The 24006-nt window shown below is 55.8% G+C and carries 14 protein-coding genes and 2 pseudogenes; 5 read left to right on the top strand and 11 right to left on the bottom strand.

Annotated features, from left to right (window positions below; genetic code table 11):
- Positions 1–99 precede the first annotated feature (99 nt).
- Positions 100–3393 carry a DUF3883 domain-containing protein gene (locus EBS11_RS04330; RefSeq protein WP_290600820.1) on the bottom strand — a complete coding sequence of 1098 codons (3294 nt, stop codon included), beginning with the start codon at positions 3391–3393 and terminating at the stop codon, positions 100–102.
- 167 nt (positions 3394–3560) lie between these two features.
- Here EBS11_RS04330 and EBS11_RS04325 point away from each other — a divergent pair, with 167 nt between their 5' ends.
- The 4 genes from EBS11_RS04325 to EBS11_RS04310 are packed head-to-tail and all read left to right on the top strand — an operon-like array spanning position 3561 to position 11320.
- Entirely contained in the window at positions 3561–3776 is a 216-nt protein-coding gene (locus EBS11_RS04325; protein ID WP_290600818.1) for a helix-turn-helix domain-containing protein, read from the top strand.
- Positions 3773–6691, top strand: a complete 2919-nt coding sequence (locus tag EBS11_RS04320; RefSeq protein ID WP_290600816.1) for an ATP-dependent DNA helicase — start codon at positions 3773–3775, stop codon at positions 6689–6691. Before EBS11_RS04325 ends, EBS11_RS04320 begins: the two co-directional genes overlap by 4 nt.
- Entirely contained in the window at positions 6688–8619 is a 1932-nt protein-coding gene (locus tag EBS11_RS04315; protein WP_290600814.1) for a site-specific DNA-methyltransferase, read from the top strand. The genes EBS11_RS04320 and EBS11_RS04315 overlap by 4 nt, the downstream gene beginning before the upstream one ends.
- The gene (locus EBS11_RS04310) at positions 8609–11320 is read left to right on the top strand and encodes a TnsA endonuclease N-terminal domain-containing protein (protein WP_290600812.1); all 2712 of its coding nucleotides are present in this window, start codon (positions 8609–8611) and stop codon (positions 11318–11320) included. Before EBS11_RS04315 ends, EBS11_RS04310 begins: the two co-directional genes overlap by 11 nt.
- Positions 11321–11621: 301 nt before the next feature.
- Here EBS11_RS04310 and EBS11_RS04305 read toward each other — a convergent pair whose 3' ends face one another.
- The 7 genes and pseudogenes from EBS11_RS04305 to EBS11_RS04275 form a co-directional block, all read right to left on the bottom strand.
- On the bottom strand, positions 11622–12785 hold the full coding sequence (locus EBS11_RS04305) for a hypothetical protein (RefSeq protein ID WP_290600811.1): 1164 nt from the start codon (positions 12783–12785) through the stop codon (positions 11622–11624).
- 219 nt (positions 12786–13004) lie between these two features.
- Positions 13005–13124, bottom strand: a pseudogene (locus EBS11_RS04300) (IS5/IS1182 family transposase); the annotation flags it as partial.
- 90 nt (positions 13125–13214) lie between these two features.
- Positions 13215–14038: pseudogene (locus EBS11_RS04295) on the bottom strand (IS5 family transposase); the annotation flags it as partial.
- 91 nt (positions 14039–14129) lie between these two features.
- Positions 14130–16118 (bottom strand): DUF3732 domain-containing protein, encoded by a 1989-nt coding sequence (locus tag EBS11_RS04290; RefSeq protein ID WP_290600810.1) that lies wholly within the window; start codon positions 16116–16118, stop codon positions 14130–14132.
- A complete protein-coding gene (locus EBS11_RS04285; protein ID WP_290600808.1) occupies positions 16118–16657 on the bottom strand; it encodes a three component ABC system middle component in 540 nt (179 codons plus the stop codon). The genes EBS11_RS04290 and EBS11_RS04285 overlap by 1 nt, the downstream gene beginning before the upstream one ends.
- Positions 16654–17799, bottom strand: coding sequence for an ABC-three component system protein (locus EBS11_RS04280; RefSeq protein WP_290600806.1), 1146 nt, complete (start codon positions 17797–17799; stop codon positions 16654–16656). The genes EBS11_RS04285 and EBS11_RS04280 overlap by 4 nt, the downstream gene beginning before the upstream one ends.
- A 187-nt stretch (positions 17800–17986) precedes the next feature.
- Positions 17987–19222, bottom strand: a complete 1236-nt coding sequence (locus EBS11_RS04275; RefSeq protein ID WP_290600805.1) for a site-specific integrase — start codon at positions 19220–19222, stop codon at positions 17987–17989.
- A 458-nt stretch (positions 19223–19680) separates the two neighbouring features.
- Between EBS11_RS04275 and EBS11_RS04270 the strand changes: the two genes are divergently transcribed.
- Entirely contained in the window at positions 19681–21693 is a 2013-nt protein-coding gene (locus EBS11_RS04270) for a S9 family peptidase (protein ID WP_290600804.1), read from the top strand.
- Positions 21694–21881: 188 nt separating this feature from the next.
- Here EBS11_RS04270 and EBS11_RS04265 read toward each other — a convergent pair whose 3' ends face one another.
- From EBS11_RS04265 to EBS11_RS04255, 3 genes are read right to left on the bottom strand one after another with little or no spacing between them, the layout of a single operon-like run.
- Entirely contained in the window at positions 21882–22598 is a 717-nt protein-coding gene (locus EBS11_RS04265) for a glycosyltransferase family 2 protein (RefSeq protein ID WP_290600802.1), read from the bottom strand.
- Entirely contained in the window at positions 22595–23239 is a 645-nt protein-coding gene (locus EBS11_RS04260) for a class I SAM-dependent methyltransferase (protein WP_290600801.1), read from the bottom strand. The genes EBS11_RS04265 and EBS11_RS04260 overlap by 4 nt, the downstream gene beginning before the upstream one ends.
- Entirely contained in the window at positions 23236–24006 is a 771-nt protein-coding gene (locus EBS11_RS04255; RefSeq protein ID WP_290600800.1) for a PIG-L family deacetylase, read from the bottom strand. The genes EBS11_RS04260 and EBS11_RS04255 overlap by 4 nt, the downstream gene beginning before the upstream one ends.

Here is a 24006-nt window from a genome sequence, read left to right as displayed (position 1 = left end):
TTGATGATCGCGTAGTGATTCTCTTTGTGGCTTAAGGCCCAACTGGCTGACAGGTCAGTTGGGTTTTCGTGCACAGAGCTTCTGCAAGCTTCAACGGTGTCACGTTGGAGGTACTGTTCGGGCGATCTCGATCCATCCCTGGTCAAACGTAAACGTCCGGGCATGCGCCACAGGGTCTTGAATTCGTAGTATTCGTATTTGTTCGGGGTCAGTTGCATGCTCGACGACGTACAACCAATACCTTGCGCCTCGATCTTGGGCATAGTCGAATTGGGTACGAGAAATACCCACCGGTCGATCAGCGAGTGTGCCTGTCATTGACTTAACCTCAATCCAGCGAGCAGGCTTGCCAGTGATGTCGTTCTCATACAGGTCGTACCCAGGGGTACCTGCTGGTGTCCGCATCAGAGCGGGCTCGAACTTGAGAATTTGATTGATAGCTAACTCCTCAATCCTCATCCGGGCTGCCTGATCAAGGCCGTCTGGATCTTGCCCATCTTCGTCAGGATGGGTGCCCAAATATGAGATGAACTGACGTCCTCCACCTTGACCGGGGGATCTCCTCCCGTGGGGCCCTCCACCGGATATTTCACCCCTTTCGCCTTTTTCGCCATGCCGACTTGAACCGCCCCCCTGCGAACCTCCGTTACCCGTTCCGCTTCCTGATGCAGCGTCGCTGGCACGAGGTTGACCGTGTCCGCCGCAACTACCCGCCCCCCCCTTCTCTACATCGCCGCCGTCCGGGTCAGGTGTACCAGGGGGAATCTCTGGCATATCGTCGCCATACAAATCCTTCGCGTTGCCGTAGACGTCATCGCCAGATGGCTCTGCCGCGTCTGGCTCCTCTGGCTTAGTTTCCAGTCCCGACGGCTGTCCGGTGATGCCAAGCCGAGCCGTCAATTCGGCGACGCTTGTGATTCCGAGCAACTTCAATAGATCTAGCGCGGCAGGATCGATGCCAGCTTCCTTCGCCAGTTGGTCGATGATCGGTGGCCTGAAGACGATCTTGCTCAACAAAAATGGGTTGGACTTCCAGCCAAGAGGGGCGAACATAATAAGGCTTGGGGGATGGAGTTCACCGTGTATGTCTGGCACCCAAGACATCGCATTTAGCTGGCGCACGAAAGCCGCTGGAAACTCCTTTCTATAACTGCCGTTGTGCGTCCAACTGTACGCGCCTTCGAAGATCCCGCGCCCACGCCGCTCCTCAAGATCGCCTAGACTGTCCCATATGAGGCTTGCTCGATGGACCCGCTCCTTGGCTGGGAGTGTAGGTAGCGCTTTCAGCAGGTCGTCGAACCCCTGAAGAAGCCAGTCTATGATTCGGTCGTTGATTCCGGATGTAGCCTCGTGGCCAGTTTGCCGACGTAGTTCCTGGCGCTCAATTGATGTTAGCACGCGAGGCGCCTCTATCGGACGCGGATATCGCAATGCTCCGCAGGCATCCAAAAGCTCACGCATGCTTTCGCCACGCAGACAGGCATAGGAGTCATCGACGATCAAAACGTCGGCCACTCCCGAAAATAGCTGCTTCAATCGATCTGTGGCGATATAGATGCCGGTAGGTTGGGCGAGATACCCGATACCATCACCTGCGTCTATCACCATCACGAAAGATGCTTCGCGAAGTGCGGACAGAAGCTTATCCCGCTGTGCCTTCGAGTCAGAGGCGAAAGCCGTGAGGATGCGTTCGATGTCGGCGGCATACTGGACTTTATCCACGGCTACCTTATCTTGGCGATACTTCGGCAGGACATTCCAAACGACGTCATCTACCGGGTCTGGCTCGGTGATGCCGAGAGAGATTAGAAAACTGCGCACCTCCGCAGTTGCACAGACGGCGGGATGCATCGTTGGGAAGCCAGTTTCAAAGGAACTTGGCAGAAATGCCTTTGGCTTGCCGTTTTCGCGTGCGATGACATGGGAGCCATCAGAGAGGCGAATGAGAGGAATCGTGTCGAGGCGGCGACGCAATGCCGCTTCCTGGCCGCTTAGGAACTCGTACAGTCGCAATATCCAGTCATCTGGCTGCGCCTCCAAAAAACTCTGGTTCAGTCGCGGTACTAACGTTACCGGCGTCACCTCGGCGACGCCTAGTTCTCGCATCACATATTGGCGAATCTCAGGGGCACGATCTTGCGTCATGTCTCCGGTTAGCCATGCCGTAACTTCGCTTCCAAATAGCATGGAAACCTGCTCAGGACTAAAGAGTTCGCGTAGCTCTTGGGTGCGAGCCAACTTTGCTAGAGAAGCAGGGGCATATCTACCATCAAAGGTCGGTAGAAGTGTCTCCTCAGTCAGCGCGTCGCGCACAGCGTCGAAGAGCGGCGCGAACATCGAGCCATCGGGGAACTTCTCGCGATCTAGGGGGAGGCAGCGCAAGGCGGAAATGTCGAGCATTGATTCATCGCGCAGCCAATGCATGGCCTCGACTAGTAGGTTGGCTGTCTCCGTCACCAGATGCTGATTCCATGGATCTCCTCTCGGAATGTTGTCGCGGCTGGGAGTTGTGCGGTAGGGCCCTTGAACGAGAAAACCCAGATTGGTTGAAACCACTGTTGGGAAGAACACTACGAGAGGCGACGCTGTTACTGGTTGTACCGACCAACGGGCCGATCCGGACTCGATTGCGTGTAGTGAAAAAGCAATCTCGACTCGACCAACTTTTTCTTGGTTAACTGTGAACACGTCACGGTGAAATACCAACCAGTTCTGATCAATCTCCTGCAGGCCACTTTCCTGACCGATCACAGTGATCCGTTGAACGTTATGACCGAGGGACTCAGGGGGGCTACGCAAATAAACGCCTGATGCCCCTCCGTCTACATCCCAATTGATCTCGTCGATTTGCCTCAAAAATAGAAGGGCGCTTGGGCCTAGGCGTTTGAAGCCTTCTGTGATTTCCTGAATTGCAGTCTCGTCTCCAGATTTCAGCGGCAAGATAATCTGCGTTTCGTCACGTTTGCGCGCGCGGAAGACTTCCCGTTTCGGCAGAACGTAATTCTCAACGGCGAAGTCTTCCGCGCCGGAATGAATCTCGGGTCGGTCGGTGAACGTGTAGACGGACTTGAAACCGATGCCAAATCGGCCAATCGAAAATTTGTCCTTGGTGCTTTCAGCGATGCCACACACGCCCCGTACGTCCGCTTCGTCAAACGGGCGTCCAAAGTGCGTGAGAGCTAGGCTATAGGCTGTTAGATTAAAGTTGACCCCCCTGGCTCCCATCGACGTCCCACGCCGACTGAGAGCGTCCTCGGCGTTCTGAAGCAATTCGAAGATAAAATGCGTTCGATCATCGTAGCGATCCGCCAGCAGCATGGGGCCAATCCGTCCTATTTCGGTGCCATACCGCTGCCGATTCTCCTGGCAAATTGCCTCGTAGTTCGATGTCACTGTTGCTTCCTTTGTTGGTTCACTTCTTGCAGCCGTGAAAAAGCAAGAATGTGAGGGCAAATACACATATTCCTGTGTTACGTTTTGCCAAGTTTGTATAATCTTGCCCTATTGTGACAAGTTGTACCAGTAACCACCCCTTTATTGCAATGCCGACAGGTGAAAAAATGAGCGACCATCCAGCCGAGATCCTTACAATTGACGAGGTCGCTGTATACCTGAAGGTCGGCAAACGCACGGTTTATCGACTCGCGTCGAGTGGAAGGGTTCCGGCATTCAAGCTTGGTGGTACGTGGCGGTTCCGTCGAGCGGAACTTGATCAGTGGATAGCCAGCCAGATAGGCGAGGCGACGGACTCCGCCGACGAAGGGGCGGGCAAATGACGAACTCTTTCCCCGACCTCCAGAGCAAGGCGAATTCGCGGCAACGGGAAGCCATCCTGGCCACCGAGGGCCCGGTGCTGATCATTGCGGGCCCTGGCTCCGGTAAGACCTTTACGCTCGTGGAGCGAATCGTATATCTCATCACGCATAATGGCGTGGCTCCCGAGTCGCTGTTCGTCGTGACATTCACCGACAAAGCGGCTCGCGAACTGACTACTCGCATCTCGAACCGTTTAAGCGAGTTGGGCATTATGTTCAACCTCAACGAGATGTATCTGGGTACCTTTCACTCGATCTGTCTGCGCATCCTGGAGGACTTTCGAGAGTTCACCCGGCTCAAGCGCAGCTTCACGTTGTTCGACCAGTTTGACCAGCAATACTTCCTGTATCAGCGCATCAAGTACTTCCGCGAATTGCCCGACGCCCAGCTCGTCATTGGTGACGACCAGTTGGGCCGCTGGGCGCAGTCGGAGAACCTGCTCAAGTGGCTCAACAAAGTCAGCGAGGAAGCGCTCGATCTCGCCACCCTGGCAGCTGCCCCTGAATTGGAAATCCGCGCGTTGGCCACGTGCTTTGCTAAGTATCAGGAGCTGCTGCACGAGAACAACTCGCTTGACTTCTCGGGCATCCAGTACGAGGCGCTGCAACTGTTGGAAAGGCGCCCCGATGTGCTGGCGCAATTGCGCGAGAAGGTGACCTACCTGATGGTTGACGAGTACCAAGACACCAACACCATTCAGGAGCGCATCCTGCTGCTGCTGGCGGGCGAGAAGCGCAATTTGTGCGTAGTCGGTGACGATGATCAAGGGTTGTACCGCTTTCGCGGGGCCACCATTCGCAATATCCTGGAGTTCCCCGCGCTGTTCGACGAAGGTCTGTGCAAGTGTGTTACGCTCTCCGTCAACTATCGGTCGCACCCGGATATCATCCGTTTCTATAACGAATGGATGCGTGAGCAGTCGTGGGACGATGGTACGCGCGTCTTCCGCTTCACCAAGCAGATTGTCCCGCGCGAGGATGTCTTTCCCGACGTGCCCACGGCTGTGCGGCTGGCCGCCACTGACAACAAGGACGAAACCACTAACTGGCATGCCGAGGTACTGGCCTTCCTCAACGGCCTAAAAGTATCCGGCAACCTATCGGACTGGAACCAGGTCGCCTTCCTGTTCCGCTCAGTCAAGAACGACAAAGTGGTCGCGCTGGCACGCTTTCTCGAAGCCGAGGGCGTTCCGGTGTTTTCACCGCGCTCGAATATGTTCTTCGAGCGCGAGGAAATCCGCCTGATGATTGGTGCGCTGATCTTCCTGTTCCCGCAGTTCCCCAAGGTGAGGGCTTGGGCTGAAGGCGTCACGCTGCCAATCTGGGATTACTACGACCAGCAGTGCTTCGCAGCCTTTATTACGGAACTGCGCAAACCTGAGAACAAGCCCCTGCTGGATTGGGCGCGCCCTCTGGCCAAGCGCCACGCAGTGCTGACTCAGAATACCGACTACTCGTTCTCCGGCCTGTTTTATCAGCTGCTCCAGTTTCCGCTGTTCGGGCGCTTCCTCGCCGAGGATGCCGTGCAGGGCGTGGACAAGGGCCGCGCTTCGCGCAATCTCGGAACCTTCTCCAAGCTGCTTACCAAGTTCGAGTACTTGCATTTTGTCAGCGTGCTCAACCCCGAATGGCTGGAAAAGAACATCCGCGACCTGTTTAACCAGTTCCTGCGTTTTCTGGTGGATGGCGGCATCGGCGAATACGAGGACGAGGCGGAGTACGCGCCCAAAGGCTGTGTGTCCTTCCTCACTATCCACCAGTCCAAAGGGTTAGAGTTTCCTGTTGTCGTCTGCGGCTCACTCGAGGCGGTACCGCGCAAGCAATACAGCGCACTGGACGTGCTACTGGAAGATGGTGGCTACCTCTCGAAGGAGCGCTTTGAGCCGCTTGACCTTATCAAGAACTTCGACTTCTGGCGCCTGTTCTACACAGCCTTTTCCCGCTCACAAAATTTGTTGGTGCTGGCCGCTCAAGAAAAGCAGGGGCGGGGAAGGTCGCCGTCCAAATACTTCGAGCGCATGTTCTACGAACTTCCAAGTTGGCGAGACGTTGACCTCGCCGTCCTCACTTACGCGCCGGTCAAGCAGATCAACCTTAAGCGTGAATACTCATTCACCTCGCACATCACAGTTTTCGAAAACTGCGCTGAACAATACCGTTTTTTTAAGGAACTGGAGTTCGCCGCGATCCGCGAGAGCCCGATGCTTTTCGGTACCTTGGTGCATCAAACTATCGAGGATATACACAAGGCAGTCTTACGCGGCGAGGAGGGCAGCATCAGTGTTGACACCATTAAAGATTGGTTCTCGGCTAACTACGCCCTGCTTTCCAAAAAGGAGCGTGTATACCTCGCTCCCAGCTCCCAGCAGGCGGCGCTGCTACACGTAATGCGCTACCACGAGCGCGAGAATGGAAATTGGGATCGGATCAAAGAAGCCGAGGTCGAGATATCCCTAATAAAGGATCAATACATACTTAAGGGCAGCGTCGACCTCATCCGGGGCGAAAACGACACGGTCGAGATTATCGACTTCAAGTCGGAGAAGAAGCCCGACATGGAAAAGGATCGCAGCAGAATCCAGCAGTACCAGCATCAGTTGGAAGTGTATGCCCATCTGGTCGAGGAACGTACCGGCCAAAGAGTTAGCCGTATGCATCTGTACTACACCGGTGAGGATGGCGGAAATCCTTATATTTCCTTCACCAAGGACGACCGCGCTATCGGGAAAACCATTGCACGCTTCGATGAAATCGTGGCGCGTATCGAGCGGCACGACTACCAGATTGCGGCCCGCCCGGCCAAGCTGTGCCAGAACTGTGACATGCGCGCTTACTGCGACAACAAGAATTGGATATTCAGGGAAAACGACAAATGAAAAACACCAATACCCCTATGCAGGAAAGTCTGCAACTGACTACGCCCAACGGCGGGACGACTAACGTCGAGAAGTACGAGTTCGAGCCGATCAAGGGCTTTCCGATGCTCAATTGGCGGGGCAAGCGTCCGTTCACTTCAACACAATACTACCCAGCGCAATTGAAGGAAATCCATGGTGAGGAAGTTGACGGTTGGCGTAACAAAATCTTTTGGGGCGACAACCTGCAGGTGATGAGTCATCTGCTGAAGGAATTTAGAGGCAAAGTTGATTTGATCTACATCGACCCCCCGTTCGATTCGAAAGCAGATTATAGAAAACAGGTTTCACTTCGTGGAAACAAGGCAAGAGGAGATCAAGCTGCATTTGAGGAAAAACAGTATGGGGATATCTGGACGAACGACGAGTATCTCCAGTTCCTATATGAAAGACTTCTCCTACTGAGAGAGCTACTTAGCCCAACTGGTGCTATTTTTCTTCACTGCGACTGGCATAAAAATCATCATATCCGTTGTCTGCTTGACGAAATTTTCGGTCAGGTAAACTTCTGCAATGAGATCGCACGAATTAAGTCAAACCCGAAAAACTCGGATTTGACTGCGTTCGGCAATATTCATGACACTGTACTTTTCTATCGAAAGGGTGGGGACAACTACGCCTGGACACCGCTCCGTGAAGAAAAAGATTCAGAAGACTTAGTTCGCATCTTTGAAAAGGTGGATGGCACAGGTCGCAGATTTACGACGGTGGCTTTGCACGCACCTGGAGAGCGAGCAGGGCAGACCGGTCAGCCATGGCGCGGCTTGCCACCACCACGTGGGCGACACTGGGCATACGTTCATTCGCAACTTGATCACTTTGATACTCAGGGAAAGATTGAATGGTCGTCCTCCGGTAATCCACGATTAATTCGGTATGCAGACGAAGATGAAGGGAATCGCGTACAAGATGTATGGACCATGAAAGACCCTCAGTACGTTGACTATCCTACAGAGAAGACAGAAACCCTTTTGGAACGAATCATCTTGGCTTGTTCCCGGCCGGGTGAACTTGTTCTCGATTGCTTCATGGGATCAGGAACTACGCAAGCTGTCGCGATGCAACTGGGTCGTCGCTTCATTGGTGCCGACATCAACCTTGGCGCGATCCAGACGACCACCAAGCGTCTCCTCGGCATTGCCGAGGAATTGCGACAGAAATCACTCAGTGGCGAGACGAAGTCCTTCACTGGGTTCGAGTTGCACAACGTCAATCACTATGACATTTTCCGGAACCCAGTCCAAGCGAAGGAGCTGCTGATCGAGGCGTTGGAGGTGCAGAAGCTGGAATTCAACACCGTGTTCGATGGTGAGAAGGACGGGCGTATGGTTAAGATAATGCCAGTCAACCGCATTGCCACGCGCGCAGACTTGAACGAGCTGATCCACAACTTTGACCAGAAAACGTGGCAGCGCCGTCATAACGAAAACCCGAATCGCGCAGTCGAGAAGATCACCCTTGTCTGTATGGGCCACGAGCCAGATTTGGCAGCGCAACTGATTCTGGTTGCGAAGCCCTTCAAGATCGATGTAAAGGTGGTCGATATCCTGCGAGATAAGGCCGATCTGGAGTTCAGGCGTGACTCTGAGGCAAAGGTTGCTATAAAGGAGGGTGAGCTGGTCATCGTCAATTTCTACCCGATGAATCTGTTACAGAAGCTCTCTCTCCAGAAAGAGGTAGTGGACGACTGGAGGGAGCTTACGGAAAGCGTGCTGATCGACTGGAACTACGATGGAGCAGTGTTGCAACCGACAGTGCTAGATATTCCGAGCAAGGGCGACCTGGTAAGGGGCATTTACAACGTGCCGGACAACGCGGGTACCATCCGCGTGAAGATCACTGACCTGCTTTCGGAATCGTGGGAAGGGAGCGTTGGCAATGGCGACTAAGCGTGCAATGACAAAGGCCGGCGCCAAGGGGGCGAGCACGTCGGGCGCGTCGCTCGACTTCGCCTTCTTTCGTTTTCTATGGCGGTTCTATCAAGACAACCGAGGGAAGATTCGGCAGAATTACAAAGAGCTCACCCGAAAGTTTCTCGACTTCAATAATCCTGAGAGTAATCCCAAAGCTTTCCTGCGCCAGCCGCAGTTTGAGGCACTGGAGACCTACGTCTTCCTTAAGGAGTTCCTCGGAAATGCAAAGGTCGAGGAAATCTTCAAGGCATGGTACGAGCGCAGCGGCAAGTTCGAGGGCCGCAAATTCGGATCCTTCCTCGGTAACGCCAGGCAGGAGATGTTCGAGTTCGGCGAAAGTGATGAGCTTGAATTGAACTCATACAAAGTGTTGTTCGAGAAGATGCGCAAGAATTCCCGTGTCTACCCAAACTATATCTTCGCATTGACGATGGGCACTGGCAAAACCATCCTAATGGCAACCTGTATCTTCTACGAATTTCTACTGGGTAACAAATTCGAGAAAGACGCGCGCTATTGCCACAACGCGCTCGTGTTCGCGCCTGACAAAACGGTCCTGCATTCACTGAAGGAGATCGAATCGTTCGATCTCACTCGTGTGGTGCCGCCGGAGTATGTCAACTTTCTGACCACGCATTTGCGCTTTCACTATCTTGAAGAAGCAGGCACGTCGCTGGATGCTCTGGATCGCTCGCGCTTCAATATCATCGTCTCTAATACACAGAAGATCATTCTCAAGCGCCAGCGCAAGGAGAGGTCTTCCGTTGACAAACTTTTCGGCGCGACCGGCGAAACTCTCGGGGCTACCGGTGTTTATGCAGACGCAGCTGATCTTTATAACTTCGATCAACCAGAAGAGGAAGGCGAACTGACCACCAACCAACGCTTCGAGAAACTGCGTCGCCTTGAACAGCTAGGTATCTACGTGGATGAGGCTCATCACGCGTTTGGGAAGGCGCTTGCCAAAGACATGGGCGTTGGCGCGAAGGCGAGCGACACCAGCCTCCGGACAACCATCGACATTCTTGCAGCAAGCCTCAACGCTGCAGGAACGCGCGTAGTGGCGTGCTACAACTATACCGGTACGCCGTACGTCGGGCGTGAAGTGTTGCCGGAGGTGGTTTACGCCTATGGCTTGAAAGAGGCTATCGATAAGGCGTTTCTTAAGAAAGTCTTATTGCACGGCTACGGAAATTCTCGTACGGACGAGTTCGTGGACATCGCCATCGAGCGCTTTCTCATAGAGGCTGGGGGCCTGCGTCCCGAGGGCTTGTTGCCAAAGCTAGCTTTCTTCGCAGCCACCATCGATGAGTTGACTGGTGAGTTGAAGCCCGCAGTCGAGCGGGCGCTGATGAAGTATGGCATTCCTACTTCTCGCATCCTAGTGAACGTCGGCGACGAAAAGCTCACCACCAATGATGACATCCGCGAGTTCAATCGCCTCGACACTGAAGCGTCGGAGAAGCAATTTATTCTGTTGGTCAACAAAGGGCGCGAAGGGTGGAACTGTCGCTCGCTCTTTGGTGTGGGCATGTTCCGCGAACCGAAGTCGCGCGTTTTTGTTCTTCAAGCTACGATGCGCTGCCTACGGTCCATTGGCCAAGCCCAGCACACCGGTCATGTATTCCTTTCAAATGCCAATCTCGATATCCTCAACGAGGAGCTTCAGCAGAACTTCCACATCAGTGTTGATGACCTGCAGAAGATCGCCAGCGACAAGGAGCGCATCGAGGTGCGCGTCGTTGCGCCTCCTGTCAAAATCAAACTTGTGCGGGTGCGCAAGCAGTACGAGATGCGTGAGAAATTAGTACTTCCCGGGCAATCTCTCGGTCTTGATCGGTCGGATAAGGTCGCCTGGAACAATATGGTTGAGAAGTACCGCCTAATTGAAACTCAACAGGACGGGCTCAACCTTGCAGATGCCGCGCGAGCACCGACCAGTCGCACTTTCGATCTGACCACTCGCCGTGAAAAGCAGGCGTTTTCGCGCATGACCATGATCGCGGAGGTTTCTCGCTACCTCAACCGCCGCCCTTTGGAAATCGAAGACTTACTTGATTCGACCACGGAAGGCACTGAGGAACTGGTGGCGATGGCCAATGAGTTTAACGAGTTGCTCTACGACGAGATCATTCCCCGACTCTTCCGCCTGATGTTCGATTTGGACGAGGCGCAGCAAACTGAGGAGCACGAAGTTGATCTCATCAAGCTGCCACCTAGTGGCTACTACGAGGTAACAGCGGCGAAAGACAAGATCGTCCGCATGGCTGATGTTAATGACGCCGAGCGCGGAAAAAGCTTCCACCTCGACACGTATTGCTTCGATTCGGGGTCTGAACGATTGCTTTTTTGGGACCTACTCCGTGAACAGCGCGTCAAGAAAATCTACTTCACAGGAATGCTGACACATGGTCAGTCAGATTTCTTCATTCAGTATATCGATCCGGACTCGCAGACCGTGCGCAGCTACTATCCCGATTTCGTTTTTCTGCGTGCGGAACCGGATGGCAGCGAAAAATACGTTATCGTTGAGGTCAAAGCCGACAACCAAATCAACGATGCGGTGGTCCAAGCCAAAAAGGACTTCGCTCACCAAATCGCTGTGGCAAGCGGCATGGAATACCGTCTCATGAAGTCAACTGACGCGGACAATCGGCACTACCGGGTGCTGATGTAAGTCGACTTCAAGCCCCACGTCCCGTACTTTTCAGGGGCGTGGATTTTGAAAGCTTGGCGCAATGACGATGGCACAATTGAACCGTGGCATATAGGTTAAAACGGCACTGTCGGCCTAACTTTTTAGCGAAGGTCCAATATCAAATGCATTTCGCGTCCAAAGTCGATAGCATGAAACTCCCCGCCTGCCTATTCCAGCATGCTGCGCACCACCGCGCAGCTATTATCCGGTGCGGTCAATAAATCCTGATCTGCATGCAATTTGACCGGGTGCAATGCATGCGGCAATCTCATTCACAGCGCTAGCCTTGCAGGTGCGCCAACCATACGTCCTCGGTACATAATGCGTCTCCCTCAAACCACATCAAGCCAATCTCTAACCAAATCAGCAGATCCATCACTTCTTCCTCGGGACGTGCCGGCAACAGTATCGCAAGGTGTGGCCCTGGTGTTGCGTTCAACCGCATGCGATAGTCGAACAGCTGGCCGATCGCCATCCGGACGTGCGCGACTTCGATTGAACTTTTGACCTCGATCAGCAAGTCAATCTCATCGTTGTATTTCTTGACTAGCACATCGAACATGCATTCGGGGGCGCGTCCCTCCAGCAAGGTGTAGCCAGACAATTTGGAGCGCACCAGATTGGTCAGTCGGTTGTGGATACGCCGTTGCATAACCGACCCCGCTTTCCTGATCGACTCGACGTCAGCTTCATCCTTCAGCGGCAAAGTGACATTGTCTTCGGTCTGTTTCGATTGCAGCAGTTGTTTCGTCGCGGTGCGGGTTTCGGTCGTTATGAAATCGGGCGAATCACGTCCGACCTGATCGAGATCGGCGGCATCGTTGATGCCGCCGACGCCGTACAGTCCCACCATTGCTAGGTACTGTTCATCCAACCCGGAATCTTTCACCTTCAACGTATCGAGCAAGTTCTTAACCCAGGCGTTCCCATTAATCAGCGGAAATTTTATTTCCGGATCCAGTATGAAAAATGCTGGCGTCAAGAAATATTCCGGTCGCATCCTTTGCTCTTCATGGTTTGCCTTTGATATTCCTGGCAGGTCCTGAATGGCTTGAATAATCCTCAGCCGGTGGCCGCTATTGGTGGCCTGCAACGCGGCGCGGTACATCGGCAACAAGCGCGAATGATTCGCTTCGATCCAGGTGCTGACGCTATTCCTATATGCCTTGTAGAAATTGGTAAAACCGGTGTGTTGCAGAATCAGGCGCCCGACAAGCTCGCTATCGAGTCGATTTGAAACCTCGGCAGCGACATCGTTTAGTGACAAAGAAGAATAATTTTCTTCAAAAATATCACCGAGCGCGGGGATTTTCGTGCTTTGAATGTAGGCGGCATCATCGTCTTCATAGCTGCTGGTAATCCACGATAATTTCGATAGTCCGTATAGCTGACGAGGCGTGACAGTGTCCTGGCTAAGCAAGTAAGTCCCCAGTATGCGGGCCATTTGATTCGTGCGTCTCTGTCGCTCAGTCCACTTTTCAGACATGTTCTTGTTATTCCCAGGGCAAAAGATACGAAATTGAAAGCGTTTTTCATTACAGTTGAAACACCCGATTCTATCTTAATGCCGAGAAGTAATATGCTCGCTGATACGATTATTTCTGCGAAACGGCTTTGTTGCACAAATAAATTGAGAGCGTAATACCCTTTTTCCCAAACGAAGTTATGCCATGGTCACCGTCTTCGGTGTGCCGAGTTGGGTGAATCCGTTGAGAATTGCGGTGCGCACTTGCAACTCGGCGACCTAACGGTCAAAATCGCGTACCATCACTCGTTCTCCTAGGGAAGCGCTGATTAATTCAATTTACAAAACTCGTCGCCTTAAAAATCAAATACTTATATACGAGGTTTCATCGAAAAGTCGAATTAATCAGTGGTCCCCTAGTAGCTTGAAGCAGCGTATTTTGGTTTCCACCGGGCTGCGCCGATGGTAGCCGGTCCACTTCTTCCATATCCGACGACCAAGGCGCCGCATGGCATGTAGTATCGCGTTGCGCTCCTCAGCCCCCGCCGACGGTCTTTCCAGGGTTTGCCGTTTTTGCGTGTCGGAATAATGGCATGTGCGCTACGTAGGGCAATGGCCTCATGGCAGGACTTGGTGTCGTAGGCGCCATCGCCGCTGACGCCAGCGATAGCTTCGCTTGCGCCAATCTGGTCGGGCAAGCACGGTAGCGTCGGCGCATCGTCGGTGGCGTTGGCCGTCACTTCAATAGTCCGGATTTCCAAGGTCGTGGCATCAATTCCAAGGTGCACCTTACGACATTGACGGCGGTAGTCGGCACCATGTTTCCTCGTTTTCCACTCCCCCTCACCCAACATCTTGATGTCGGTACCGTCGACTAGTAAGTGTAATCCCGTCATCGTCGGGTTCGCTGTAATCTTCACGGCGAGATGCTTTTGTCGGCGGCTCACGGTGCTGAAGTCGGGAACTTCCCAGTCGAGGCCCGCTAGCTTGAGCAATCTTTGCACCATGCCCGTCGCCTGCCGTAGTGCCAGATTGAACAACACCTTGATGGTCAGGCAAAATTGAATCGCCGCCTCGCTGTACTTCCGGCTGCGCCCACGTTTGCCACTGCAACTGCCGTGCCAGCACATGTCCTGGTTCAACCAAATGAGCAGCGAAACATGTGTCTTCTACGCCGCGTTGTACTCCCTCCAGTTGGTCGTTCGATACATCGGTTTGCTCGGTACACTCATGCCGATAGTCTACCTGGAGCGCGATTCCGGCGCGCCTCGGGCATTTGTGTAACAAAGCCGTTTACGTCAGGTCAAGTCTCGATCAATACAGCTAAGATTCGTACCAGTGTGGCGGAATAAGTTTTTTGCCATCCCGCCAGACATCCACTTCGTAGACTTCATCGACTCCACCATAGATTTCATCTCTCGCATGGTCCAGCACAATGCACTGCCACTTTCCCCGTTGTGCTCGCACTGAATTAGCCAACGTTTTGAAGATGCCGATGACTGCTTGTACATCCTCATCGTCATACTGCGACTGGTCATCGCTTTGCGTGTTGCGGTTCGTTTTTGGGAAATATACCTGGCTGGGCTGATCAAAGACGGCAAAGCTGGGCACACAGGATTCTGGTAGTTCGTTGAAATACTCGTGCAGCGCACAAACGAAAGCGATATGGAAGGATAGCCAATTCGATGCGCTGCCCACTTCGGCAAGAAAATGCCAATGGCCATCGTTACTCATTACCTTAAGGCTCAGGTCTTTCACCGAGAACTGCGGAGATGTGCGCTTGTATTTCTCCTCTACATCGAGGGTATCAAGACGCACCAAGGCTTTTTGTGCGATGATCTTCAGCGCTGCGTCAAGTCGGCGTTGGACGCCTTGCGGATCCATCTGCTTCAGTAGTTCTTGTTCCTCATTTTCCATGGCAGCGATCGCCTGGGCCATATCTCCGCCGGGGACAAGGTTCTGAAACATGTCTGCAGAAGCCTTGAGGTGCCCGAGGAAGAAAAACATGCTCTGACGTCTATCGAACAGTTCCCTAGTGGCGCGGTTTTGCGCGAGTGTCCTGTCCATGCGGCTATTGAGGGCCTTGCGGCGGTCAAGCGCCGTTTCGAGCTGGCGCGTCAAGGATACTTGCTCACGTTCGAATGAAGTGGGAATCTCCTTCGTGCGATTGGCTTCTGCTTCGACCACTTGGAATGCGGCCGCGATCTTTTTGATTTCATCGCGACTTTTGTCGTGCTTCGCCTCTCCACACAACGGGCAATCCTGCGCTTCCCGTGCTATGTCATCGAACCATTGGGAGATTTGCAGTCGATCGGCACGGCGTCTCGCCGTGCCGCCATATCCGGTCAGCCCTGCTTTGAGTTGATTTATGTCGTTGAGGCGTTTGCGAACGAGGCTGATCTCATCGCTGAGCTTGTCATCTTCCCTCTCAAGTCGAAGCATTTCCTGTACGTCCTGATCGACCCGCTGCGCAGTCGGGGTCGGGTGGTCCGGCTTGGCAGCAAGGATGTCCTTAGCCATACGGATCAGGTCGTCGGGAAGAGGTGCTTCAGGCAAATCATAGGTTTCATCAACCAGTCCATAGCTTTTAGCGACCTGAAAGTGGCCCATCATGTTAGCGATCCAGTTGTCAGAGACGCTCCTGGTCTTCTGGAATTCTCGGCGAAGCTGGTTGAGCTTAGCCTGCACCACGCTTAGTCGTTGCCTCGCCATCAAGACTTCGAGTGTTTCTGCACCGAGAATGTAGGGTAGCCAATTTTTCAGTCGTTCCCGGTGCTCGTGGGCATGGGTCTTGTAAAAAAGGATGTTTTGATTTGCCACTACTTCCTGGCTTTGGAAGACTAAGGCCATCAGGTCCCGGAAGCCGAGCCGCTCCTGATAGGGGCGAGGGTCGTCGGCGCCACTTAATCGAAAGTAGGGAGTGCCTGCCAGCGAATTCAGGATATGCTTCACACTATCGAGCTTTTCGTTTGGCGCGACGATGGTTGGTGGGATACTGAGAGCTTGGCCTCGCATCAGATAAAACTCGTCCGATGGTTCGCGACCGCTCGGCCCATTTCGAGCGACCAGAATTTGCTCGTTCTCGGTTTCCAGAAGAAGTCCGTACCAAGCGGAGTGATCACGGATGGTGTCGATGGGAATTTGGCACTCGCTAGAGGCCAAGCAATAGTCGATGATCGGGATGATTGCCGACTTGCCTGTGCGGGATCCACCAGTGATGACGTTGACAGCACCCTTCTTGAATTTTATAGAATGTAGGCCATGAGTCTGGATCTTCGGCCAGATGATGAGCTTGACTAGTTGAAGCTGCATTACAACACCACTTTCAGATATGCGGCGATGGTTGGAAGGTCATGTGCGGCAAACCAGGCGCCCAATATACGTGCCTTGTCGCCTTCACGCTTGAGTGTGCTACGCAAATTGCGGCCGCGACTTGCGGTTGGAGCTGGACGCGGATATAGCTTGCCGCTTTCGGCATCCCAGATCAACAATCCCGCGCAGATGGCGGCATCGATAGCCGCCATCGTCTGAGGGCGACGACGACGTATCCGGTCCTGCAGGCCGAGTAGTAGATCCATCTGCTTCTTGTCCTCGAAACCAAGGGCGTATGACTGCAAGCTCTTGCGACGCAAGCTAACGGTCTCGCTGAGCTGGGGACTTGCGAGAATTGGCCCGGCTATAAAGTGGAGTAATCCGACTGGGGCATCGCCATCTGCTCGGGATTGGCAATAGCCTAGCGTGAATTGCCAAAGCTGGTAAGCGCCAATTAGCGGAGTATTCCACGTGCGCACTTCTTCGGCGAGCAAGGAGTGATCATCTGCCTCTGGCTTTTCGGGGGTTGGCTCACTCATCGCTTGAATTCCGCTTCCCAATCTTCATGCCAGCCGAGGTTTGGCTTGTCGGCTAGAGCGTGGTAGGTTCCTGCAATGGTGGACGGCGGAGGCTTCACGTTGCGAATTGTCTCCTGGTGACTCTGGCACTGAACAAACAAGACCATGCCTCGTGCCTCTTTGTCGAGTGTGCCGTTGACAAGCTTCACCTCCTTCTGCTTGTTTTTCCAAAACCTTCGTAGATTTTCCTCGAACTGACTTGCCAACTCTTCGTCGATTAGCTCGTCTTCGATCCACTTGTCGCGATTGGTTTTTGCTTTGAGGAAGTCCGTTACAGCTTCGATGAGGTCGTCATTATCAGCCTTCAGAAATTCAATCTGGCGTAGATAGGTAGGGCGACTCTTGATGTGTTTGTCGATCTCGTCCGAAGATAGTGGAGAGTATGTGGTGAAGTCCAGTAAGTCGAAGCAACGGGCCCGGGAAAAGAGCACGGCGCACTCGTGCGCGAACTCGTCAAATGTGATTATGGCTGCCTGGTTTTGGCTGATGCGCGTCATCACTAATTTGACTAACCAGCCATTTAGGTGATGAACGACCGCATCGAGCTGGTTCAGTGCGACCAGTTTCGTGCGCAGTCCTTGCTCGACATCCGCATACCCGGCGAGATCTCCGGTTTCAAGTTGGAATTTGACGATCACATCAAGCAGGATGTCTGGATAGTCGAGCACCACGTTTTTGTAATATGGCCAGATAGCGTGAGACTCATCCAGGTTCGCAAATTCGGGATCCGCGTCCAGCAGCGCCTGATTCGCTTGATCTCGAGTTGCACATGCGTCAAAGACCTCTGCTAGGCCCAGTTGACCTGACTTGTTCCGATACAGTACAAAGGTGGTTAATTTGACATCGAACTCACCGGCCCTAACGCTGTCCACCCAATTGGAAAGTGTTTTCCAAAGATTGACTGATTTGTCCGTGACAGGATTGCTGTTGATGGAGGACTTGTCCTCTTCAGCAATAATTTCGCCTGTCGGTAGCAAGGTCGCGACATCCCCGTGCACTTCAATGCAGACTGTGCAGCCAGGACCCGCTTTGAGCAAGTGGCAAAGCGCTCGAGGGAACTGCATGGCATAACCCAACAATTGACCTGATGCGTTTTGGCTCACTTTATATTTGCCTCTTTTTCATTTTTTAGCCGGGTGTGGCGCCCTGTACTCCGAACGTGCGTGTTGATTAATTGTAACTTATCTTGCAAGTCATCGTAAACTATCTAAGTAGCTGCATTGAGGAATGAGGGCTCTTCCTGCCCTTGTCATGGTAAGTGTTGCCTTGATAAGGGCAGGAGACGTTACTTTAGGAGGGGGAGTCGTCAAATAAGTCCGGTTCTTCAATTACACTATCTATTGTTTTCGCAGCCAGAATTTCCTCCAATTTACTTGACCAGAGTAGAAGTGCGGCTTTGCGTTCTGCATAGTAAGGATGATGGTTGTAGACGGCAAACATTCCCCCAAGCTGATGGTTTAGCAGTTTCTCAATAACGTGAGGAGCTACGCCTAATCCGCTCAGTTTTGTACTAAAGGTATGCCGAAGCACGTGAGGGGATAAGTCTTTCAATCCGAGTTCATCTCGATTGCGTGCTACTGCTCTATTGATTGCGCGTTCACTTATCGGCACATCTTCTTCAAGGACTGGTGAGGGAACTAGATACTTGCTATCACCGGAGTAGCTCTTAAGTAGCTTGAAGAGTTCGATTGCCATGGGCGCAAGATGAACAACGTGTTCCTTTCCGTTTTTTGAAAGCGAAACGGGGATGATCCAGCGTTCCTTTAGGAAGTCGATTTGCGCCCATTCCCCATAGATAATTTCGCATCGACGTTGCCCCGTTGTCAGTAAGATTTTCAATGCAATCTTGAGGGACTCGCTAAAGTTTGCTTTTTCGATTCCATGCCAAAATTTCCATATCTCCTGATAGGTAAGGAAATATTCCTTGGGCTTTTCCTGACCGCCGATGCTTGTTCTTGTGATGTTAGAGCAAGGATTGTTTTCAAGATAGCCACGCGTTTGAGCAAAACTGAACATCTGTTTTGTGATTGAGCCAGTTCGATTTGCCATCACCGGAGACCCCCGGGCGACAACGGCCTCCAGCATTTCAACAATGTCGCGTCTGGACACATCCTTTGCCTTCTTCTTGCCAAGCACGCTAACTACGTTCTTGTTAAGTATTTCTTCTGCATACAGTGGACGCTTGCGGGTCACTCGGATTTCCTTCTTCATGAAGTCTTCTACCAGTTCGGCTACTGTAAGCGATCTACGCTCCGTTACTTCTAGAACTCGTTTTTCTTCGATCGGATTAGTGCCTAGGGCGAGCTTGTTGCGAGCGTTGCGATGAAGTTCTCGGGCGTCAGCTAACGAAAGGTCGGGGTAGTTGCCGAAGTCCATACGGTGCTGTTTACCCTCTATCCGGAATCGATACTGAAAAGTGATCGTGCCAGTCGCCGTTACGCGGACGCTCAAGCCTCCTGCGTCTGCAACTTCATAGCGGGCGTCTCGTGCCTTTAGGTTTCGCAGTAGCTTATCGTTCAGTGCCATACCATGATCCTCATCATTGTGTACACTTTAATGTACACAGAGTTCATGGCAGCAGTTGAAACAGGCTGAACATCCGTGATACAAAAATGTCTTTTAACTTATTGAATATAAAGGGAATTATAGCACACAAAAAAGTGGATGAATTTCGTTGAGTTGATTGAATACTTGCATGGGGTGCATGGGGTCGGAAGTTCGAATCTTCTCGCCCCGACCATTAGATTCAAGGATTCAGGCCACTCTGCGGAGTGGCCTTTTTCTTTTCTCCGTCCGGTCACGCCTGCCGCGCGCCGGCTGTCGCCTGACCTGCACCGCGTTCCATTCCCCGTTTCTTCCCGTCCATCCCCCGATTTTCGTCCTTCATCGCCGTAATCAACCTGGCAACATGGCTTTCGCCTATCATGTGCTGGCACGTGCACAATTATTATGTTTTCCCTTCATTCAACAACCATGAGGTGTCCATGATTCGCTATGCCCTGCCTGCCCTGTTGTTTGCCAGCGTACTGCCGGCCCACGCCCAAGCCCCAGTCAACGATACGCCGCTGATCGAGCGGGCGAAGATCTTTGGCAATCCCAGCAAGTCCGGCGGGCGCATCAGTCCTGACGGCAAGTGGCTGTCGTGGATCGCGCCGCGCGACGGCGTGCTCAATGTGTGGGTGGCGCCGTCCAGCGACCTGGCGCAGGCGCGTCCGCTGACGGATGAAAAGGTACGGCCCATCCGCAGCAGCTTCTGGTCGCCCGATTCGACGACCTTGCTGTACATCCAGGACAAGGGCGGGGATGAAAATTTCCTGCTGTACGGCGTGAATGTGGCCACCGGCAAGCAGATCAATTACACGCCCTTCGAGAAGACCCGCGTGCGCGTGATCCAGATCAGCAGCAAGGTCAAGGACCGTATCTTGATCGGCATCAATAACCGTGACGCGCGCTGGCATGACGTCTACAGCCTGGACCTGGCCAGCGGCAAGCTGACCCTGGTGGAGCAGAACGACGGCTATGGCGGCTACCTGGCCGATGAACTGCTCAATCTGCGCATCGCCAGCAAGGCGCGGGCCGACGGCGGCATGCAGTATTTCCGCATCACGGACGGCAAGGTCGAGAGCGCGCCGCTGGCGGAAGTGGGGCTGGAAGATTCGCAGACGACGGCGCCGCTGGCCTTTACGGTCGACGGCAAGACCCTGTACTGGACCGATTCGCGCGGCCGGAATACCTCGGCGCTGCTGGCGCAGGACGTCGCCAGCGGCAAGACCACGGTGGTGGCGCAAGACCCGCGCGCCGACATTGCCGATGCGCTGTACGACACGCGCACGGGCCGCGTGCAAGCCTATTCCGTCGACTACCTGCAGCAGGAATACCTGCCGCTGACGGACGAGCTGAAGGCCGACCTGGCCTTCCTGAAAAAGCATACCAAGGGCCAGTTCAACGTGACGTCGCGCACGGAAGCGGACGACAAGTGGCTCGTCGGCGTCGACGCCGTCACGGCGCCTGCGTCAAGCTGGCTGTATGACCGCAAGAGCAAGAAGCTCACGCAGCTGTACGTCACGCGGCCGGAACTGGTCGGCGCGCCGCTGGTGCCCATGTATCCGCAGGAAATCAAGGCGCGCGATGGCCTGACGCTGGTGTCCTACCTGACCCTGCCGCAGGCATCGAAGGCGAACGCCAGCGGCAAGGCCACCCGCGCCGTGCCGATGGTGCTGCTGGTGCACGGCGGCCCCTGGGCGCGCGACACCTACGGCTACAACGGTTATCACCAGTGGCTGGCCAACCGGGGCTACGCCGTGCTGTCGGTGAACTACCGGGGGTCGACGGGTTTCGGCAAGCAGTTCATCTCGGCCGGCGACCTGCAGTGGGGCCGCAAGATGCATGACGACCTGCTCGACGCGGTGCAATGGGCCGTGAAGAGCGGCGTGACGACGGCCGACAAGGTGGCCATCATGGGCGGCTCGTACGGCGGCTACGCCACCCTGGCCGGCATGGCGTTCACGCCCACCACCTTCGCCTGCGGCGTCGATATCGTCGGCCCGTCCAACCTGTTCACCTTGCTGCAAACCATCCCGCCCTACTGGGAAGCGGGCAAGCAGCAGTTCTACAAGCGCATGGGCGATCCGACCACGGAAGAGGGCAAGGCGCTGCTGAAGGAGCGCTCGCCGCTGAACTTCGCGCAGAACATCCAGCGCCCGCTGCTGATCGGCCAGGGAGCGAATGACCCGCGCGTCAACGTGGCCGAGTCGGACCAGATCGTGGCAGCCATGGCGGCCAAGAATATTCCCGTCACCTACGTGCTGTTCCCCGACGAAGGCCATGGTTTCGCCCGGCCCGTCAACAACATCGCCTTCAATGCGGTGACGGAAAACTTCCTCGGCAAATGCCTCGATGGCCGCGCCGAACCGATCGGCACCACCTTGAAGGCGTCCACCGCGCAAGTCAAGCATGGCGCCGAGTTTGCCCCGGGACTGGCGGAGGCCATGCGCTAGAGGTGACGTTGCACGGGCTTGTACGGACCGGACCTGAGCCGTGAACCGGGCCCGGCCGGCAACGCCCGGATACTGCCGGTATCTGGTCCGACGGCCATGCTGCAGCAGCAGGCGGCATGGCAGCAGGCCAGGGCGGACCGCCGGACCGGGAAGCACTTCCGCTCCGGCGATTTTTTTTTGCCTGATGCCTACGTCAGCGTCAGGTGCGGGGCAGCGTCCAGCGCCGCCACCACCTGCAGCAAGGTATCGCCAAAACCGCCCCGCGCCCGGGCCTGGCGGCGCGCGCTGGTGACGACGCGCGGCGCGGCGCTCCAGGCGATGTGCGCGCCAGTGGCCTGCAGCGCGGCCACCATGGCCACGTCTTCGCTGCAGGCCAGGGGCGCGAAGCCGCCGGCGCGCAGGTAGGCGCTGGCGCGCACGCCGAAATTGGCGCCGTGGACATGCCGGTGGCCGTCCGCGTCCGTGTATGTCTGCGCGAAATGCGCGCGCAGGGCGCCGGCCCTGCTACCGTGGGGCGACCAGTCCTCCACCGCCACCGTGCCGCAGACGGCATCGGCGTCCAGTGCCAGCTGGGTGCTCAGCCAGGTGGGCGAGACGCGCGTGTCGGCATCGGTGAAGGCCAGCCAGCGTGCGCCCCGCTGCAGCAGCAGCCGGGCGCCGGCGGCGCGCGCGGCGCCCACGTTGTGCGCCTCGATGGCGATGCAGTCGAGGCGCCAGCGCAGGTCCGCCTGCATGGCGTGCGCCAGCACGATGCGCTGCGACTGGTCGCGGCAGGCGTCAAGGACGATGACGATGCACACCGCTTCGCCCCGCAGGCGGGGGCAGGTGGCGGCGGCGCGCAGGGCGTCGAGGCAGGCGCCCAGGCAGGCTTCCTCGTCATGCACGGGCACCACCACGCCGATCATGCGAAGCCCTCGCGCTGCGCCACCGAGCGCGCATCGTTCGACCAGATTCCCAGCAGGAAGTCGGTCTCCTCGTGCCGCAGCACGCGGTGCAGGCCGGGCGCATCCTGGAAGGCGGCATGCGCGCGCACGGTCGAGAGAATGCGCTGCGCGAACGGCGCACGCCAGTGGCACAGGACGATGCTGCCGCCCGGCGCCAGGCTGGCGACGCTGTGCTCGACCACGCGGGCCAGCTCCTGCGGCGACAGGTAATACGCAAGCTCGCTGAGGACGACCAGGTCGAATTTTTCTGCGCCGGGCGCGATGCGCGGCCAGTCCTGCGGCAGGCGGTGCTGCACGAGGCTGACGTTGGCCTCGCATGCCGCATCGAGCAGGCGCTGGCGCGCCAGCCGCAACGCTTCGGCCGACAGGTCGGCGGCCAGCACGCGGTCGCAGCGGCGCGCCAGCTCCACCGTCAGCTCGCCGTTGCCGCAGCCCGGTTCATACGCGTGGCGGTAGCGCCGCTGCGGCAGGCTGGCCAGCAACAGGGCGCGCTTGCGCTCCTCATACCAGCGCTGGCGCACCAGCCACGGATCGGCATCCTGGCAATACAGCTGCTCGAAATAGGCGCCGCGCTGGTCGTCCGGGGTGGCCGCCGCGTTCATAAAAAATATACCTCCCAGGCGTGCAGCAGCCGCTCCAGGGCGTCGCCGGCCACGATGGCGGGCTGGCCCGTCGACGGGTCGTCCTGCATCTGGCTGGCGAAGCAGCGCAAGGCATCGCGCTTGCGCCGCAGCCCGTCCGCCGACAGCGGCAGGCGGCGCGCGCGGTGCCACGGGATGCGGGCATCGCCCGGCGCGGCCCAGTGCCAGCCCCAGACGGGCATTTCCACCAGGGCGGCGCCGCTGGCCGAGCATGCCGAAGCGCAGGCCCAGCCGCACGCTTCATGGTCCGGGTGGCCGTCCAGGCGCCAGGTGGTCAGCACCCGGTCGCCGTGACGCAGCTGCGCGGCCAGGGTGGCGCTCAGCTGCGGCGTCATGCCCGCCACGCCGCCATCGGGCAGGCCCAGGCGCAGCCAGGCCGGCGCCGCCAGTCCCAGCGCTTGCAGCGCCCGCGCGGATTCCTGCGGACGCACGCGGCGCAGGCGCTCCCGCGGCCACAGCGGCGAGCCGGGATGGCTGGCGTCGCCGTCCGTGACGGCGACGAGCAGCAGCTCGCTGCCCTGCGCCGCCAGCAGCTGCAGCAGGCCGCCGCAGGCGAGGATTTCATCGTCGGGATGGGGCGCGACGATGACGGCGCGCGTCCCCGGCGGCACCAGTTCGTCCGCGCCGATGAGGGGCACGTCGTGCATGCCGGCCCAGGCGCGCCAGACGTGGTCCGGCGTGCCGCTGCCTTCGAGGGTGCGCGCATGCGCGTCGGGATGGGCGAACAT

Source organism: Janthinobacterium sp. (assembly GCF_009923995.1).
Lineage (GTDB): Bacteria > Pseudomonadota > Gammaproteobacteria > Burkholderiales > Burkholderiaceae_D > Janthinobacterium.
Note: the sequence above shows the minus strand (reverse complement) of the source record. Positions and strands in the feature narration are given on the sequence as shown.

Bases quoted from the DNA above. Each gene is read 5' to 3' on its own strand.
- EBS11_RS04325 (WP_290600818.1), top strand. From the start codon at position 3,561: ATGAGCGACCATCCAGCCGAGATCCTTACAATTGACGAGGTCGCTGTA.
- EBS11_RS04320 (WP_290600816.1), top strand. From the start codon at position 3,773: ATGACGAACTCTTTCCCCGACCTCCAGAGCAAGGCGAATTCGCGGCAA.
- EBS11_RS04315 (WP_290600814.1), top strand. From the start codon at position 6,688: ATGAAAAACACCAATACCCCTATGCAGGAAAGTCTGCAACTGACTACG.
- EBS11_RS04310 (WP_290600812.1), top strand. From the start codon at position 8,609: ATGGCGACTAAGCGTGCAATGACAAAGGCCGGCGCCAAGGGGGCGAGC.
- EBS11_RS04305 (WP_290600811.1), bottom strand. From the start codon at position 12,785: ATGGCCCGCATACTGGGGACTTACTTGCTTAGCCAGGACACTGTCACG.
- EBS11_RS04290 (WP_290600810.1), bottom strand. From the start codon at position 16,118: ATGCAGCTTCAACTAGTCAAGCTCATCATCTGGCCGAAGATCCAGACT.
- EBS11_RS04285 (WP_290600808.1), bottom strand. From the start codon at position 16,657: ATGAGTGAGCCAACCCCCGAAAAGCCAGAGGCAGATGATCACTCCTTG.
- EBS11_RS04275 (WP_290600805.1), bottom strand. From the start codon at position 19,222: ATGGCACTGAACGATAAGCTACTGCGAAACCTAAAGGCACGAGACGCC.
- EBS11_RS04270 (WP_290600804.1), top strand. From the start codon at position 19,681: ATGATTCGCTATGCCCTGCCTGCCCTGTTGTTTGCCAGCGTACTGCCG.
- EBS11_RS04265 (WP_290600802.1), bottom strand. From the start codon at position 22,598: ATGATCGGCGTGGTGGTGCCCGTGCATGACGAGGAAGCCTGCCTGGGC.
- EBS11_RS04260 (WP_290600801.1), bottom strand. From the start codon at position 23,239: ATGAACGCGGCGGCCACCCCGGACGACCAGCGCGGCGCCTATTTCGAG.
- EBS11_RS04255 (WP_290600800.1), bottom strand. From the start codon at position 24,006: ATGTTCGCCCATCCCGACGCGCATGCGCGCACCCTCGAAGGCAGCGGC.